Source organism: Streptomyces sp. NRRL F-5630 (assembly GCF_000719475.1).
Classification (GTDB): Bacteria; Actinomycetota; Actinomycetes; order Streptomycetales; family Streptomycetaceae; genus Streptomyces.
The window spans coordinates 32999-50679 of record NZ_JOGO01000005.1; the positions used below are offsets into that span (position 1 = coordinate 32999).

Sequence of the window (17681 nt, forward strand, 5' to 3'; positions counted from 1 at the left end):
GCTCGGGGCAACTTCTGGTCGCGGGTGGCGGTCAGCCGGCCACAGCCCGGCGAGGCGCAGCCACCCGCAGGGCGATCAGCAGTGCGGAGGCGAGCAATACGGCGCCGGAGACGGTGAATACGGTCAGGACGCCGCCGAAACCGAAGAGCACACCGCCCGCCGCGGCCCCGCCCGCGATCGCGGACTGGACGCCCACCACGACGAGGCCGCCCGCGCTCTCCGCCTGGTCGGGCACCATGCGCGTGGCCCAGTTGGACCAGGCCACCGATACGCCGCCGAAGGCGAGGCCCCAGAGGATGACCAGCGCCACGTACCCGGTCTGCCCGACGGGCAGCAGGGCCAGGCCGAGGGCCGCGAGGGCCATCAGGGCAGGCGTCAGTGCCAGCGTCAGGCGGAGGCTGAATTCCAGGAGGCGGCCGGCCGCCAGCGTGCCGACGAAGTTGGCCACGCCGAAGACGAACAGCACCAGGGTCAGCTTGCCGCTATCGACCTTCACCACGCTTTCCAGCGCCGGCCGGATGTAGGTGAACAGCGCGTAGTGCCCGATGTGGACCAGCAGCATTCCCACGATGCCCAGCCCGAAGCCGGGGCGCCGCAGCACCTCCCACAGCGTGCCCAGCCGTGCCGTGCCCTGGGGCTTCAACGGGGGCAGCGCGAACATCTGGAAGACCAGCGTCAGCACGCCGAGCCCGGCCGCCGCCCAGAAGGTGCTGCGCCAGCCGGCCAGGTCGCCGAGGTAACTGCCGAGCGGCACGGCCACGATGGTCGCCACCGCGATACCGCTGAAGATGACCGACACCGCACGCGGCACCAGCGGGGCGGGCACCAGCCGCATCGCTACGGCCGCCGCCATGCTCCAAAAGCCGCCGAGCGCGATGCCCAGGAGTATGCGCATCAGCATCAGCATGGTCATGTTGGTGGCCGTGGCCACCAACAGGTTGGAGACGATCAGCAGGACGGTGAAGCCGAGCAGCACGAGCCGCCGGTCGATCTTCCTCGTCAGGCTCGCGGTCAGCAGTCCGGACAGCATCGCCGCCACCGCCGTGACGGTCACCGCCTGCCCGGCCAGAGCTTGCGAGACTCCCAGGTCGGAGGCGATCGGGGTCAGCAGGCTGGCCGGCAGGTACTCCGCCGTCAGCAGCCCGAAGACGCCTACCGCCAGCGAGAGTACCGCCGCCCAGGAGGACGAGACCGGTTCGGGCGGCGCCGCTACCGCACCGGAGGATCCCCCAGGGCCGGCATCGGTCACCGTGCCGCACACATCACTGCTCAACTTCTTTACTTCCCTTGACTCGCGTGAAAGGTTCGAGTCAAGCCTGCACGCGAAATTCAGGATGAGCTATGACAGTAAGTCCGCGATATTTGACCGAAACCCCGGGCGGGCACACCGGGGGCTCCTCAGACGGATCACGGGACGGAGCCCCGGACAGCGCCCCCGCCGCGGAAACCGGAGAGCACTCCACCCTGTCGTCGGACCTCATCAGCGAGCTACTGACGAGCATGCGGCTGCGTGGGGTCCGGTACCGCCGCGTACAGGTCGGCGCACGATTCGGGTTCCGTTTCGACGCCAAGCCGGGGCGTGCCTGTTTCCACTTCCTCGCCGTCGGCTCCGCCGTCCTGCGCACCGAGGACGGGACGCTCCACGAACTCGTCGCCGGCAATGCCGTGTTCATGCCGCACGGCGCGTCCCACCAGCTGCTCTCCGGTCCGGACATCCCGGCCCGGGGCATCGACAGTTTCGACGCGGTCCACCTCGGTGACGCGGTGAGCGGCGTGGACACCTGCCCGAGCACCCATCCGGACCCCGGCGCGATCTTCTTCACCGGCTATATGGACTTCGACCTCGGCGGAATGCAGGGCCTGAGCGCGTTGATGCCCGAGGTCATGCTGGTCGACGCCACGGGGGCGCGGTATCCCGGGCTCATGCCGATCCTCGCCTCCATGAAGCGGGAGGTCTGCTCCGGTCGTGTGGGCTTCGCCGGAGTGCTCGCCCGGCTGGCCGAGGTGGCGGCGGCCATGATCGTGCGGGGCTGGGTCGAATGCGGCTGCGACAACTCTGCCGGTCTCGTGGCCGCGCTGCGCGACCCGCGCCTGGCCCGCGCGATCCTGGCCCTGCACCGGAAGCCGGAACACCCGTGGACGGTGGCCGAGTTGGCGGCGGAGTGCCATGTCTCCCGGTCCGTGTTCGCCGACCGGTTCCAGGCCACGATCGGCATGCCGCCCCTCCGTTACGCCACGGAACTGCGGATGCTCCTCGCCGGGCAGTGGCTGGCCCAAGGCACGCTGCCGATCCAGTCCGTGGCCAGCCGCCTCGGCTACACCTCGCAGGCCGCCTTCAGCCGCGCCTTCAAACGCGTCACCGGCCACCCGCCGGGTGCCAGCAAAAACGCCGCCCGTTCGTAGCCGCGCGTCCGCAGATCCGCGTCCGCAGGTCTGGCGTGACTACGGGCCTTCCTCTTGCGGTTGGTGACCCCGGTGTGGGGATTGTCTGCCGTGCGGAACCACCGGTGTGGCCAGGACGTCGCTCAGGCCGGGCCGGAGTCCTCCATGGCCTGGGCGAGGGACGTGGGGCGCAGGTCGGTCCAGTGGGTGTCGATGTACTCGAGTGCCTCATCGCGGCCGGTCTCACCGAGGGCGGTCCGCCAGCCCTCGGGGACGTCGGCGAACGAGGGCCACAGCGAGTGCTGCCCCTCGTCGTTGACCAGGACCAGGTAGGTGCCGTCCGGGTCGTCGAAGGGATTGGTGCTCATCCGGTCACTCCTTCTCAGCGGATTCTTCTTCACCGGTGTGGCGTGACATTCGCAAACAGCTCACCGGGGGAGGGGCGGCGCAAGCCGGCGCCCCCCGGCGCCCGTGCGTGCTCGGCCTCCTGGTCCCGGTGTCCGTGCCGGCCGCCTGCCGTCGGTCCGCGCACCGGATCCGGCAGGACGACCTAGGTGAAGACTTTACGTTGCGCACGCTTCCAAACCTCTCCCACCTGCTTCTTTGGATCGTCGCAAGCAAACGTGAGATACGGCATATTGCACGGTCTTTACTCATCCATTGCCTGCCGTGTTTCGATGAGTCGGTCCGCTTCTTGATCGCTCCGACCACATCCGACGGCGTCGCCGGCACGGCACCGGCAGGACCGATGGGGATGCTCATTCTCATGCCCGAAAACCGACCTGACCTGCGGCTCTCCGATGCTCAACTCGGGGTCTGGCTCGCGGAGCGTGCTGGCTTCAGCCGCCCCGGCGCCTATCAGTGGGCCGAATACCTCGTCCTGGACGGAGACGTCGACACCGGCCTCCTCGCCACCTCGGTGACCAGAGCGGCGACCGACTGCGAGGCGGTCAACGTCCGCATCGTCGAGGGAACGGATTCTTCGCCTGCGCAACGGCTTCTCCGGGCCCCGGAACACACCATCGAGGTGGTCGACATCCGGGAAGCGTCCGACCCGGAAGCCGCCGCGCGGGAGTGGATGCGGGCCGCTCTGGCCGAGGCCGGAGGCAGCGACGCCGGGCCGCTGTTCCTGGGGGCCGTGCTGCGCGTCACCGACGACCGCACGGTGGTGTTCCACCGGGTCCACCACATCGCCCTCGACGGCGCGGGCATGGCCCTGTTCGCCGAACGTGTCGCCGAGGTCTACCGCTGCCTGTACGACGGGCGCGCCGTCCCGGAGTGCGACTGGGGTGGACTCCGTTCCCTGGTGCACGCCGAGGCCGCCTACCGGGAGGCGGCGGAACACACCGAGGACCGGGACTGGTGGCGGGAACGGCTGGCCGGGGGGCCGGACTTCTTGAGCCTCGGCACCCATCCGGCACCGGCCACCACCCACTCGCTCCGGCTGACCAGGGTTCTGCCGACGGAGGAGTTCGCCAGGCTGCGGGGTGCCGCGCGACGGCTCGGACACCGCTGGACCCGGCTGCTCACCGCGGCGACCGCCGGCTACCTGCACGCGGTGACCGGCAACCGTGACGTCGTCCTGAGCCTGCCCGTCGCCGGCCGTCCGCCCGAACTCACCCGGACCGTCCCCGCGATGTCGGCCAACGTCCTGCCGCTGCGGTTGCACGTCGATCCGGCGGCCAGCGTCGGTACCCTGCTCGACCAGGTCGCCGGGGAACTGCGGCTGGTGCGCCGTCACCAGCGTTACCGGGGCGAGCACCTGCGACGCGAGCTGGGCTACCCCGAGGACGGCAGGAGGTTCTTCGGGCCGGTGCTCAACATCCAGCGTTTTGACCGGCCACTGCGGTTCGGCCCGGTGACCGCCACCGTCCACAACCTCCAGGCGCCACCGTCGGAGGACCTCTCGATCGTCGCCTACGACCGTGGCGACGGCGTGCTGCGCCTCGACTTCGACGCCAACCCCTACAACTACGGCGAAGACCTGCTGCACGACATCGCCGACCGCTTCCTGCACGTGCTGTGGCAGGTGGCGGACGCCGACCCGGACACACCACTGGCCCGGATCGCGCCGACCACCGCGCGGGAGCGCAGGCACAGCGCCGCGCTGGGCACGGGCGACCGCACGACGGCGGCGCCCGGCGGGACGGCCGTCGGCCGGTTCGCGGAACAAGTACGCCGCACGCCGGACGCGTTCGCGGTGCGCTCGGCGGAGACCGGTGAACGGCTGACCTACCGCGAACTGGACGCGCGGAGTTCCGCGCTGGCCGCCGGACTCACCGCGGCCGGTGCGGGCCCGGAGCGGACCGTCGCCCTGCTCCTCGAACGGTCGGCCGACCTCGTCGTCGCGGCACTCGCGGTGGTGCGGACGGGCGCCGCCTACGTCCCGTTGCAGCGGGACGACGCGCTCTCCCGGCAGGAAGCGGTGCTCTCCGACGCGGGAGCGCGGGTGCTGCTCACCGACCGGCACACCGCGGGGGACCCCGTCGTGCCGCTGGCCCGCGACCGTGGGGTGCGGCATCTGGACGTACGGACAGGGGAAGCCGGGACGTCGAGGGGGTCCGGGGCCATGGAGCCGCGGGCTGTACCGGAAGCGCTGGCGTGCGTGATGTTCACCTCCGGCTCGACGGGACGGCCCAAGGGCGTCGCGATCACCCAGGGCAACCTGGCCGGGCTCGCCGCCGACCAGTGGTGGTCCGAAGGCGGCGCCGACCGGGTGCTGCTGCATTCGCCGCACGCCTTCGACGCGTTCAACCTGGAACTGTGGGTGCCGTTGCTGACCGGTGGCGAGGTGGTCGTCGCCGCACCGGGACGGCTGGGCCCGGCCGAACTGTCCCGGCTCGCGGCCGGGACCGGGATCACCGGGCTGTGGCTGACGGCCGGGCTGTTCCACGCCATCGCCACGGAGGACCCCGCGTGCCTGGCCGGAGTGCGCCAGGTGTGGACCGGCGGTGACGTGGTGTCTCCCGCGGCGGTGCGCGCCGTGCGCTCCGCGCTGCCGGAACTCACCGTCGTCAACGGGTACGGCCCCACCGAGACCACGGTGTTCGCGACCAGGGGTGCCGTCGGTGAGCAGGCGCCCGAAGACGCGGGGCCGGTCCCCATCGGGACGCCGCTGGACGGCAAGCGGGTGCTGCTGCTCGACGACGCACTGCGCCCGGTGCCACCCGGCGCGGTGGGCGAGCTGTACCTCGGGGGCGCCGGGGTGGCGCGCGGCTACCTGGGCCGGGCGGCCCTCACCGCCGAGCGCTTCGTGCCCGACCCCTACGGGCCGCCCGGCGCCCGTGTCTACCGCACGGGCGACCTGGCCCGCTGGAACCACGACGGGCGGTTGGAGTTCGCCGGACGCACCGACGGACAGATCAAGCTCCGCGGCTACCGGATCGAACCGGGAGAGATCGACGCCGCGCTGCTGGCCGAGCCCGGCGTACGCCAGGCCGCGACGATCCTGCGCGAGGACCGGCCGGGGGTGCGGCGGCTGGTCTCCTACGTGGTCACCGCGGGCGAGGCCGGTGCGCTGCGCGACGGTGTGGCGGACCGGCTCCCGCCGTACATGGTGCCGTCGGCCGTGGTCGGGCTGGACCGGCTGCCGCTGACCCGCAACGGCAAGCTCGACCGGTCCGCGCTGTCGGCGCCGGAGACCGCGAGCACGAGCACGGGCACGAGCGCGGGAACGGACACGAGCACCGGCACCGGTAACGGCAGGGCTCCTCGCACCGCCGTCGAGCAGCGGCTGGCCGAGCTGTTCGGGGAGGTCCTCGGCCTGTCCGAAGTACCGGTCGACCAAGACTTCTTCCAGCTCGGCGGCGACAGCATCAAGGCGATCCAGCTCGCCGGAGCGGCCCAGCGGGCCGGTCTCGCCGTCGGCACCCCCGACGTGTTCCGCACCCCCACCGTCTCCGGCCTGGCCAGTGGCGTCGGAGCGGAGCAGCCGGAGACGGGGCAGCGGGTCGCGCTGGGCGACGCGGACGATCCCACGGTCCCGCTGACGCCCATCATGCACTGGCTGCGTGAACGCGGCGGCCCGATCGAGGGCTTCACGCAGTCCCTGACCGTACGCACCCCGGCGGGCATGACCGGGGAACAGGTGCGCGCGGTGGTACAGGCGCTGGTCGACCACCACGACATGCTGCGGCTCTCGCTCACCACCGCCGCGGGCGGCCTGTGGGCCCTGGAAGTGCGGCCGCGCGCCACCGTCGAGCTGAACCGGCGGGACACCGTGCTCGACCCCGGGCACGGGCGGATGGTCGACGCGCGCTGGCAGGACCGCGGCCCGGCAAAGGCGGGCGAACTGACCCTCACCGTGCACCACCTCAGCGTCGACGGTGTCTCCTGGCGCATCATCCAGGAAGACCTCCGGGCCGCCTGGGAGGCCGTACGAGACGGGCGCACACCACGGTTGCAGCCGACGGGCACCTCCTTCCCCCAGTGGGCGAAGGCACTGGTCCAGTACGCACACCACCCGTCCGTGCTGGAGGAATACCCCCGGTGGCAACCGGACCGGCAGGACCAGCCCGACCTGCCGGAAGCACCGGTCCAGCCGGTCCCCGAGGACCCCCCTGTCGCAGCCCGTGCCCTGGACCGCACCGTGGACACCGAGGACACCCGGCTCCGCCACTCCGCCACCCTCCCCGGCACACTCACCGCACACCTGGTGACCGAGGCCACCGCCGCCTTCGACTGCTCGGTGCACGAGCTGCTGCTCACCGCGTTCGCCCTGGCAGCCGCCGACTGGCGGGAGGGCCCCGACACACTGCTGGTGGATCTCGAAGGCCACGGGCGCGAGGAGTTCGCCGCCAACCTGGATCTGTCCCGTACGGTCGGCTGGTTCACCACCCTGCTCCCCGTGGTGCTCGACCCCGGATGCTCCTGGGCCGAAGCGCGCACCGATCCGGCCGCGCTGGACGGCGCGGTGGCCAAGGTACGGGCCTGCGTACGGGACGCCGCGCGCGCCGGACTCAGCCACGGACTGCTGCGCCACCTCAACCCGCAGACCGCCCCGGCGCTGGCCGCACGCGCGGCGCCGCAGTTCGCGTTCAACTACCTGGGCAGGTTCGACGTCGGCGGTGCGGGGGACTGGGCCGTGGTGGCCGACGCCACCGTGCTCGGTCCTGACACCGGCGGCGGGCTGGCGATGGGTCACATCGTCGAACTGGACACGGTGCTCGCCGACCACCCGGACGGACCCCGGCTGGTGGCGAACTGGTCGTGGCCCGGCGGGCTGCTCACCGAAGCGCGGATCCGCGAACTCGCGGACCGGTGGTTCGACGTGCTGACGGCGCTGACGCGGCGGGCCCGCACCCGGGCGCAGGGCGAACTGCCACTGCCGCCGCTGGCACAGGGGCTGCTGTTCCACTCGCTCTACGACCACGACGGCGCCGACCCCTACCTCGTCCAGTTCGTCTTCGACATCGGCGGACCGCTGGACCCCGCCGCGCTGCGCGACGCACTCCACCGCCTGCTGCTGCGCCATCCCCAGCTCTCCGCGGGCGTCCGGAACAGCCCGTCGGGACGTCCCGTCCAGGTGGTCGTCCCGGACTTCGCCGTGGAGTGGCGGGAGATACCCGCGCACGAGGACCTGGAGCGTTTCCTCGACGCCGACCGCAGGCGGCGGTTCGACCTGGCGAGCCCCCCGCTGGTCCGCGCGGCACTGCGGCACCGTGACGGCGAACGGCACACCTTCGTCCTGACCACGCACCACCTGCTGCTGGACGGCTGGTCCATGCCCGTCCTGATCGAGGAGCTGTTCGCGCTCTACGCGGGCCGCGCGCTGCCGCCCGCGACGCCGTACCGCGACTTCCTCGACTGGCTGTCCAAGAGGGACTCCCGCGCGAGCGAGGCCGCCTGGCGCGCGCTGCTCTCCTCCGTTGACGGTCCGACGCTCGTCGGGGGCGCGGACCGGCGTGGTTCTGCCGCGGCCCGGCACCGGCTGACGGCCGAGCTGGACGAGGCCATCAGCGCGCGCGTCGACGCCGTGGCGCGGCAGCACGGGCTGACCGCCAACGTGATCGTGCAACTGGCATGGGCGGTGCTGCTCGGTGCCCTGACCGGCCGCGACGACGTGGTGTTCGGCGCGACGGTCTCCGGCCGCCCCGCGGAGCTGCCCGGCTCGGAGCGGATCGTCGGCCTGCTGATCAACACCATTCCCGTACGGGTCCGCCTCGACCCCCGCCTGTCGGTCGCCGAGTCCCTCGCGGAGCTGCGCGCCCAGCAACTGTCCATGCTGGACCACCAGCATGCCGACCTGACACGGCTCCAGTCGATCGCCGGGCACGCCGAACTCTTCGACACGGTCGTGGTCTTCGAGAACTATCCGGTCGACGAGGACAGGCTGCGCGATCTCGTGCCAGGGCTGGAACTCAGGGACGTCCAGGGCCGGGACGGCACGCACTACCCGCTGACGCTGATCGCCATGCCGGGCGACGGCCGCCTGCGGCTCCGTCTCGACCACAGCACCGACCTGTTCGACGAGGAGGGGGCCCGCCGTCTCCTCGACCGCCTCGGCGCACTCCTCGACCGGATCACCGCCCGTCCGGAGGCACGGCTGGGCCAGCTCGGTCTGCTGCTTCCGGACGAACAGGAAGTGGCCGCGGACCGCGAAGCGGAACCCGTCCACGGCACACTGCCCGCGCTGTTCGAGGAGCAGGTGCGCCGACGGCCGGCGGCCCCGGCCCTCACCTGCGGGGAGACCACCCTGTCGTACGGGGAGCTGAACGCGCGCGCCAACCGTCTCGCGCGGCTCCTCGTCGAGCGCGGGGCCGGGCCTGAACGCCTGGTGGCCCTGGTGCTCGGCCGTTCGACGGACCTCGTGGTCGCGGTGCTGGCCGTGCTGAAGTCGGGCGCCGGGTACCTGCCGCTGGACCCGGCACACCCCGAGGAGCGGGTGCGGCAGGTGCTGACCGACGCCGCACCCGTGCTCGTCGTCACCGGCGAGCCGCTCGCGGTCCCGCATCCGCAGCTCGTGCTCGACGGAACCGAGCGGTGCGCCGCCTTCTCCGGGGACGACCTCGGTCTGTCCCCGCACCCCGACAGCGTCGCCTACGTGATCTACACGTCGGGCTCCACCGGAGCCCCCAAGGGCGTCGTGGTGTCGCACCACAACGTCGTGCGGCTGCTCTCCGCGTCCGACGACCGGTTCGGATTCGGCGACGAGGACGTGCACACGCTGTTCCACTCCTACGCCTTCGACGTCTCGGTGTGGGAGCTGTGGACGGCGCTGGGCCGCGGCGGTCGCCTGGTGATCGTGCCGGACGACGTCGCGAAATCACCCCGGGAACTCGTGGGGCTGCTCGCCCGGGAGCAGGTGACCGCGCTGAGCCAGACCCCCTCGGCCTTCTACCAGTTGATGCGGGCCGCAGCGGAGGCCGCGCCGGGCGGGCTGCCCGCGCTGCGGGCCGTCGTGTTCGCGGGCGAGGCGCTGGAACTCTCCCGCATCCGCTCCTGGCACGGCCCCGGGCGGCCGAAGCTCGTGAACATGTACGGGATCACCGAGACCACCGTGCACTCGACCTACGCCGAGCTGACCGATCCCGACGAGACCGCCGGTGTCATCGGCACCGTGCTGCCCGATCTGCGGCTGCACCTGCTGGACCACGCGCTGCGGCCGGTCCCGCCGGGCTACACGGGCGAGATCTACGTGGCCGGTCCAGGGGTGACGCGCGGATATCTGGGGCGGCCCGGTCTCACCGCGAGCCGTTACGTCACCGACCCCTTCGGCGCACCCGGAACCCGGATGTACCGGTCCGGGGATCTCGCACTGCGACGGGCCGACGGCACGCTGGAGTACCTGGGCCGCGCTGACCAGCAGGTGAAGATCCGTGGCTACCGGATCGAGCCCGGGGAGATCGAGCGGGTCCTTGAACAGCATCCTGGCGTGGAGCGCGCTGTGGTCCTCGCCGAGGCGGACCCCGACGGCGGCAGACTGCTCTGCTACGTCGTGACGAAGGGGGAGACGACCCCCGCCGCGACCCCCACCGGACTGCGCGAGTACGCGCGGAGGGTCCTGCCCGCGCACATGGTGCCCGCGTTCGTCCTGCCCGTCGACGGGATCCCGCTGACCGGCAACGGCAAGCTGGACCGCCGGGCCCTGCCCCGGCCCGAGTCCGCGCTGCCGGTGAGCCGTCCGCCCGCGACCGCCCGCGAACGGCTCCTGTGCACGCTGTTCGCCGAGACGCTGGGGGTTCCCGAAGTCGGCGCGGAGGACAGCTTCTTCGACCTGGGCGGGCATTCACTGCTGGCCACTCGCCTCATCAACCGGGTGCGGGCCGAGACGGGCCACGAGCTGAGCATCCGCGCCCTCTTCGACGCCCCCGTCGTCGCCGACCTCGCGCGGTGCCTGCCGGAGCAGCCGGAAGGCGCACCACGGGCGCGGCTCGCCGCGACCGCGCGCCCGGAGCGGATACCGCTCTCGCCCGCGCAGCGCCGGCTGTGGTTCTTCAGCGAGTTCGCCGGGCCCAACCCGGTCTACAACATGTCCTTCGCGGTCCGGCTGAGCGGCCCCCTGGAGGTGGAACACCTGCACGCGGCCCTCGGCGACGTGCTCGTCCGGCACGAGAGCCTGCGCACCACCATCACCGTCACCGAGACCGACGGCGAGCCCTGCCAGCACATCGGCATGGTGGAGAAGCCGCCGTTCGAGGTGGTGACCACGTCGGAGGCCGAACTGCCAGGACTGCTCGCCGACGCGGCCGCCCACGTCTTCGACCTCACCGTCGAAATCCCCGTCCGCGTCCTGCTCTACGAGACCGCACCCGAGCGGTACGTGCTGCTGATCCTGCTGCACCACATCGCCGCCGACGGCTGGTCACTGGGCCCCCTCGCCCGCGACCTGTCCACCGCCTACCGGGCCCGCCTCGCCGGCGAGGCCCCGCGATGGGCGAGCGAGCCCGTGCAGTACGCGGACTACGCACTCTGGCAGCGGGGGCTCGGCCTCGACGCCGGGATCTCCTACTGGACCGAGACCCTGCGCGGTGCCCCGGAGGTACTGCCGCTGCCGTTCGACCACCCCAGGCCACCGGTGTCCGCGCACCGGGGGGAGACCGTCGCCTTCGCTCTGGACGCCGGTCTGCACGCACGGCTGGAGCGGCTCGCACGGTCCACCGGCACCAGCCTGTTCATGGTGACGCACGCCGCGATCGCGGTGCTGCTGTCGCGGCTCGGCGCCGGTGAGGACATCCCCATCGGCACACCGGTGGCCGGGCGGCACGACGAGGCACTGCACGACACCGTCGGCTGCTTCGTCAACACGGTGGTGCTGCGCACCGACCTCAGCGGCACACCGACGTTCGCCGAACTGCTGGAGCGGGTGCGCGCCACCGACCTCGACGCGTTCGCCCACCAGGAAACGCCGTTCGAGCAGGTGGTCGAGGCGCTCAACCCGCCGCGCTCACTGTCCAGCCACCCGGTCTTCCAGGTGATGCTGGCCTTCCAGGACACGCCGCCCGCGGTGTTCGACCTGCCGGGCCTGCGGGCCGAGCCGGTCGCCGCGCACGGCGGCGCCTCCCGCATGGACCTGTTGTGGAGCCTGCGCGGGCATCACGGCGACGACGGCGCGGCAGCCGGTGTCGAAGGCGAGCTGGAGTACGACACCGAGCTGTTCACCCCCGCCTCGGCGCGGCTGCTGCTCGCGCGCCTGGAAGGAATCCTGCGCGCTGCGGTGGCGGACCCGCACCGCCGCATCGCCGACCTCCCGGTCCTCGTCGGGGGTGAGTACGAGCGGCTGACCGGCCACTGGAACGCCACAGCGCACGAGGTGCCCGGGGCCACCGTGGCCGACCTGTTCGCGGCGCAGGTGCTCCACACCCCCCACGCACCGGCCGTACGGCACGGGGACACCGTGCTCACCTACCGGGAGCTGTCGGAGCGGGCGGCCCGCACGGCGGCGCGGCTCCGCGCCCGTGGCGCCGGTCCTGGCAGCCTGATCGCGCTGGAGCTGCGGCGCGACGCCTGTCTGCCCGCCGCCCTGCTCGCGGTCCAGTCGGCCGGTGCCGCCTATCTGCCCGTCGACCCCTCGCTGCCGCCGGAGCGGACCGCGGCGCTGCTGGCGGACGCCCGCCCCCTGCTGGTGGTGCGCAACGACGACGGTCCCAGCGCCGACGGGCTCACACCCGACGGTCCCAGCGCCGACGGGCTCACCGTCACCGCCGGGTCACAGGACCCGGCGTCCGTGCCGGAGAACACCGCGTACGTCACGTACACCTCGGGCTCCACCGGACGGCCGAAGGGGGTCGTCGCGCCCCACAGCGCGCTGACGAACGTGGTGCTCGCCCTGGGCGAGCAACTCGCGGTCGGCCCGGAGGACCGCGTACTGGCCGCGGCGCCCGCGAGCTTCGACATGTCCAAGCCCGAGCTGTATCTCCCCCTGGTCACCGGCGCCACGATGGTGCTCGCCGGTGAGGGCGCGCTGCGGGACCCGGACGAGCTGTCGGCGCTGCTCGACCGCCACCGGGTCACCGTGATGCAGGCGACCCCGTCGCTGTGGCAGGCCCTCGTGACGCGACGCCCCGACCAACTGCGCCGCATACGCGCGGTCGTCGGCGGCGAACCCGTACCGCCGGAGCTGGCCGAGAGGCTGACCGGCCGCACGGCGTCCCTGCTGGCCTGTTACGGCCCGACCGAGACCACGGTCTGGTCCGCCACCCACACGGTGGGCCGCGTGACGACCGCCGCCGTGCCCCTCGGGCGTCCCCTGCGCAACACCCGGTGCCATGTGCTCGACGCCAGGCTGCGGCCGGTGCCACCGGGCGTGACCGGCGAACTGTACGTGGCCGGTGCGGGCGTGGCCACGGGTTATCTGCACCGCCCCGGCCTCACGGCGACCCGGTTCGTCCCCGACCCGTTCGGCCCGCCGGGAGACCGGATGTACCGCACCGGCGATCTCGCGTCGTGGACCGCCGACGGGGTGCTGCGCTTCCACGGGCGGACCGACGACCAGGTGAAGATACGCGGTCACCGCGTCGAGCTGGGAGAGGTCGAGGCGGTGCTGGCCCGCCATGAGGACGTCGAAGCCGCCGCGGTGGCCGTGCACGACCGCGGGGCCGACGACCGCCGCCTGGTCGGCTACGTCGTCCCCGCCGGCGCCGCCGAGCCCGGCGAGGCCACCGTCGACCTGGACTCGGTGAGCGCACACCTGGCCCGGCACCTCCCCGACTACATGGTGCCCACCCGCCTGCTCGCGCTGGACCGGCTCCCCCTCAGCACCAACGGAAAGCTGCTGCGCGACCGGCTGCCCGAACCGGACTGGGCATCCGTGCGGGACTCCCCGCCGCCTTCGAGCCTCCGCGAGCACCTGATGTGCGAACTCTTCGCCGAGGTGCTGGACCTGCCCAGGGTCGGCCCCGGGGACAGCTTCTTCGAACTGGGCGGGCACTCGCTCCTGGCGGCACGGCTGACCGACCGGGTGCGGACCGTGCTCGGGCTGGAGCCGACACTCAGGAACGTCTTCGAGGCGGCCACCCCCGCCGCGCTGAGCGACCTGCTGGACCGCACACCGGCCACCCCCGCACCCGCCCACCTCGTGCCGTTCCGGTCCGAAGGGACGGCGGCGCCGGTCTTCTGCGTCCACCCGCTCAGCGGGATGAGCTGGCTGTACTCGGGGCTGCTGCGGCACATCGGCCGCGACCATCCGGTGTACGGCATCCAGGCCGAGGGCCCCGGGGGAGTGGCGGACCTGCCGGACACCGTCGAAGCGATGGCCGAGCGCTATGTGGACCTGGTGCGTTCGGTTCGCCCCGGCGGCCCCTGCCACCTGGTCGGCTGGTCCTTCGGCGGGCTCGTGGCACACGCGATGGCGGTACGGCTGCACGAGATCGGCGAGCCGCCCGGGTCGCTGTTCCTGGTGGACACGGTCGCCGGTGACGCAGCCGGTGACGCAGCCGGACCGGAGCATCCCATCGACGACCGGCGCGTCCTGCGGGTGCTGCTGACGGCGGCGGGGTTCGACGACGAACGCCTGGCCTCGACGGACCTGGACTTCGACACGGTCTCGGCACTTCTGCACAGGGAGGGCAGTGTGTTCGCCCGGTTCACCGAGGACGACATCAGCCGCGTCATCGAGGTGTCGCGGCACAACGACAGGCTCACCCGGGCCTACCGGCCACCGCGCTGCCCCGGGGACACCACCTACGTCGAAGCGGCACCGGACGGGCCGCGCCGGGTCCCGCACCACGAACTGTGGCGGCCCCACGTGGGCGGAGACCTGACCGCCCGTCACGTCACCGCGTCGCACCACCGCGTGATGCAGCCGCAGCACGTGGACGAAGTCGGAGCCCACCTCCGCGAGCTGCTGAGGAGGCTGAGTTGACCAGCGCCAAGACCAGCACCGTGCCCGGCGCGCTGGCCGAGCTGCCCGCAGGCACCCGGGTGGTGATCAGGATGCCCAACGGCCGCGGGCTGGCGGACACGCTGCTCGCCTGCTTCGACCTGCGCCTCGTCGCCGTACCCCTGCACCCGCGCACCACCGGCCGAGCGGTCGCGGACATCGCCGAACGCGTCTCCGCCGCGGCGCTGGTGGACGTCGACGGCCTGCACCGCACCGGTCTGCCCGACGTGCACGAGGCCCCGGACGACCTCGCCTTCATCATGTTCACCTCCGGCTCCACAGGCCCGCAGAAGGGGGTCATGCTCAGCCGGCACGCGGTACTGGGCAACGCCACCAGGACCGCGGCGCTGCACGGGCTGGCACCCGACCGCCCCCACGGCACCTGCCTTCCGCTCTACCACTGCAACGCGCTGGTGATGTCGCTGCTCGGCACGCACATCACCGGCACACCACTCACCCAGCAGGCCGCCTTCGACCCCGAGGGCTACTTCGCGGCGCTGGACGCCGCGGGGGCCAGGACCGCCTCCATCGTGCCGGCGCTGCTGTCGGACCTGCTGGAGGACGGCCCCGACTGGCCGGAGAGCCTGGAGTACCTGATCACCGCGGCCGCGCCGCTGACCAGCGACCTCGCCCGCCGCTTCCACCGCCGCTACGGGCCGCGCCTGCGGCAGGGCTACGGCCTGACCGAGGCGGTCAACTTCAGCTTCACCATGCCCCGGCTCGACGACGCCGGGTTCCGCGAACAGTACCTGGAACACGTGCCCCCGGTCGGCGCACCGCTGCCGGACACCGAACTGCGACTGGAGTCCGGCGAAGTCTGGATCAGGACCCCTGACCTGATGACCGGTTACTGGCAGGACAGCCGGACCACCGCGGCCACGGTCACCGAGGACGGCTGGCTGCGCACCGGCGATCTCGGCGAACTGCGCGACGGCCTGCTCGTGCTGCGCGGACGCGCCGGTGAGCGCGTCAACCGGGGCGGGGAGAAGCACTACCCGCTCGACATCGAGCAAGGCTGGCGCCGCGCGGGACTGTCCGGCAGGTTCGCGGCAGTCCCGGTGGACGAACCCTCGCTCGGCCAGGACATCGGGCTGATCGCCACGGACCAGCCCGTCGTCGCCGTACGCGAACTGTACGAGCGGGCACCGCTGCGCCCCTCGGCGGTCCAGTTCGGCGGGTTCCTGGCGACGTCCACCGGCAAGCCCCAGCGCAAGGCCATGGGCCGGGCCCTCACCGCCCGTCGGCTGGCCTCCGCACGGTACGAACGACTGCTGCGCCACGCCGCTTCCACCGCCCGCGACCTGTTGCGCTCGGGAGCCCGCCACCACGGTCTGCGCGCACTGGCCGCAGAGGCCGACGGCCGCCCGGAAGCGGAGTCGAGAGGGGAAGAGGACGCCGTTTTCGGCGCCCTCGACTTCATGCGGAAGCACTGGCACGACGAGGACGGCGCGGAACTGTCCCGGGCCAAGGCCCACTGGCACACGGCGCTGCTCACCGGGTGGCCCCTGGCGGAGCACGCGGAACTCGCCGCTGCAGTGGCCGCCCGCCACGGCCACGAGACACCGCCGGTGCCTTTCGGAAGCGAGGCGCGGCTCGGCGGCGGCACGCTGCTCGTGCTCCCGCACGGACCCGCTGCCGACGGCCCCGCCTGGCCGCTGGGCCCGCTGCTGGCCTTCCTGAACGGCGCCACGGAGGGCGCCACGGAGGAGGACGGCGAGCCGGACCGCTGGACGCGGCTGACCCGGCTGCGCGACCGAGGATTCCCGACAACGGGCTGCTCGGTGCTGCGCGCCGGGCGGCACGACCTGGGCGGCGTGCTGTGGGCACAGCAGCCGGCCCCCGGACCGACCGACGAGCACACTGGAGCGACTGGATGACGCACAGCACCGAAACGCCCGGCCGGATGAACCGGATGAAGGAGTCGCCCGACCACGAGGACGAGGTCCTCGACGTCGAGCGGCACCAGGACCCCTCCCGGAACCGGCTGACCCCCGTGGTGCAACTGCCGCCGGACGTCGCCCTGAGCGTGGTGGAAGCGCTCGCCGGCCTGGTCCGGTCGGCACACCGCACGGAGCGGGAGCGGCCCACCCCCGCCGGTGTGCTCAAGCAGGCGCAGGAGTTCGAGGAGGGAGACGTCTTCATGCTGGAGCCGCCCTTCGAGGGCTACTTCGCCGACCGCTACCTGATGGACTTCTACGACACCGCCGAGCGCGACATATGCTCGCGCATGCACCTGCACACCGGGTTGCGGTTCGTGCGGATGATGACGGGTCCCGAGACCACGATCCGGGTCTCCAGCCTGTCCCCGATATCCGTACGCCCCGCGACGGGGGGCTGGGCGGGCCCGATGAGCGCGTTCACCGACGCGCTGCCCGGTACGCCTGCCGGGGTGCACCGGGAGCGGCACAACGTCATCGTGCCGCCCAACTCCTGGGTGGACATGCAGATCCCGCGAGGAGTGTCGCACCAGTTCAACGCGGTCGGTCCGAACGCGGTGATCGACTCGGTGCACCCGGAGGAATCCATCGAGACGCTGCGCGAGGGAATGTCGGGCTACCGGATGATGGCCCAGACCATCTTCCTCGCCAAGGACAAGAGCCCTGGCAGCACCTGCGCCGACCCCACCGCACCGGCCGACACCACGCACCCCTGACCTCGACACCCACGAGGGCGGGGCGAAGGACTGGCAGGGGGAGGCGGCGCCGAAGGACGGCTTTCACGTGCTGTGCCACACCGACGCCTCGATCATGCTGGAAGCCGGGGAGTCCGTGGTGACGCCGGCGCGATGGCTCGGCCACTCGTCCCCGGCTGTCACGCTTGGTTACTATGCTCACTTCATGCCAGAGGCCGGGAGCAAGGGCGGCACCGCCATTGACGGACTGCTGGGAAGACACGGGGACGAGGATGCCGATCGAAACTCCCCAGATTCTCCCCAGGGCTGATCGGGGGGTTTCTTCGGATCGCATCTCGTGGGAGCGTG

6 protein-coding genes are annotated in these 17681 nt (G+C 72.4%); 4 read left to right on the forward strand and 2 right to left on the reverse strand.

Annotation, left to right across the window (positions count from 1 at the left end; genetic code table 11):
- Positions 1-31 precede the first annotated feature (31 nt).
- Positions 32-1273, reverse strand: a complete 1242-nt coding sequence (locus tag IF99_RS0103830) for an MFS transporter (RefSeq protein WP_051703351.1) — start codon at positions 1271-1273, stop codon at positions 32-34.
- Between the two features lie 68 nt (positions 1274-1341).
- On the opposite strand from IF99_RS0103830, the gene IF99_RS0103835 reads away from it, so the two are divergent.
- Positions 1342-2403: an AraC family transcriptional regulator gene (locus IF99_RS0103835; RefSeq protein ID WP_030994878.1), complete on the forward strand. Its 1062-nt coding sequence runs from the start codon at positions 1342-1344 to the stop codon at positions 2401-2403.
- Positions 2404-2525: 122 nt separating this feature from the next.
- Here IF99_RS0103835 and IF99_RS0103840 read toward each other — a convergent pair whose 3' ends face one another.
- On the reverse strand, positions 2526-2750 hold the full coding sequence (locus IF99_RS0103840; protein ID WP_030994879.1) for an MbtH family protein: 225 nt from the start codon (positions 2748-2750) through the stop codon (positions 2526-2528).
- 398 nt (positions 2751-3148) lie between these two features.
- Between IF99_RS0103840 and IF99_RS0103845 the strand changes: the two genes are divergently transcribed.
- From IF99_RS0103845 to IF99_RS0103855, 3 genes are read left to right on the forward strand one after another with little or no spacing between them, the layout of a single operon-like run.
- Entirely contained in the window at positions 3149-14683 is an 11535-nt protein-coding gene (locus IF99_RS0103845; RefSeq protein WP_158716576.1) for an amino acid adenylation domain-containing protein, read from the forward strand.
- Positions 14680-16578 (forward strand): class I adenylate-forming enzyme family protein, encoded by a 1899-nt coding sequence (locus IF99_RS0103850; protein ID WP_234340575.1) that lies wholly within the window; start codon positions 14680-14682, stop codon positions 16576-16578. Before IF99_RS0103845 ends, IF99_RS0103850 begins: the two co-directional genes overlap by 4 nt.
- The gene (locus IF99_RS0103855) at positions 16575-17354 is read left to right on the forward strand and encodes a hypothetical protein (protein ID WP_234340576.1); all 780 of its coding nucleotides are present in this window, start codon (positions 16575-16577) and stop codon (positions 17352-17354) included. Before IF99_RS0103850 ends, IF99_RS0103855 begins: the two co-directional genes overlap by 4 nt.
- Positions 17355-17681: the final 327 nt, after the last annotated feature.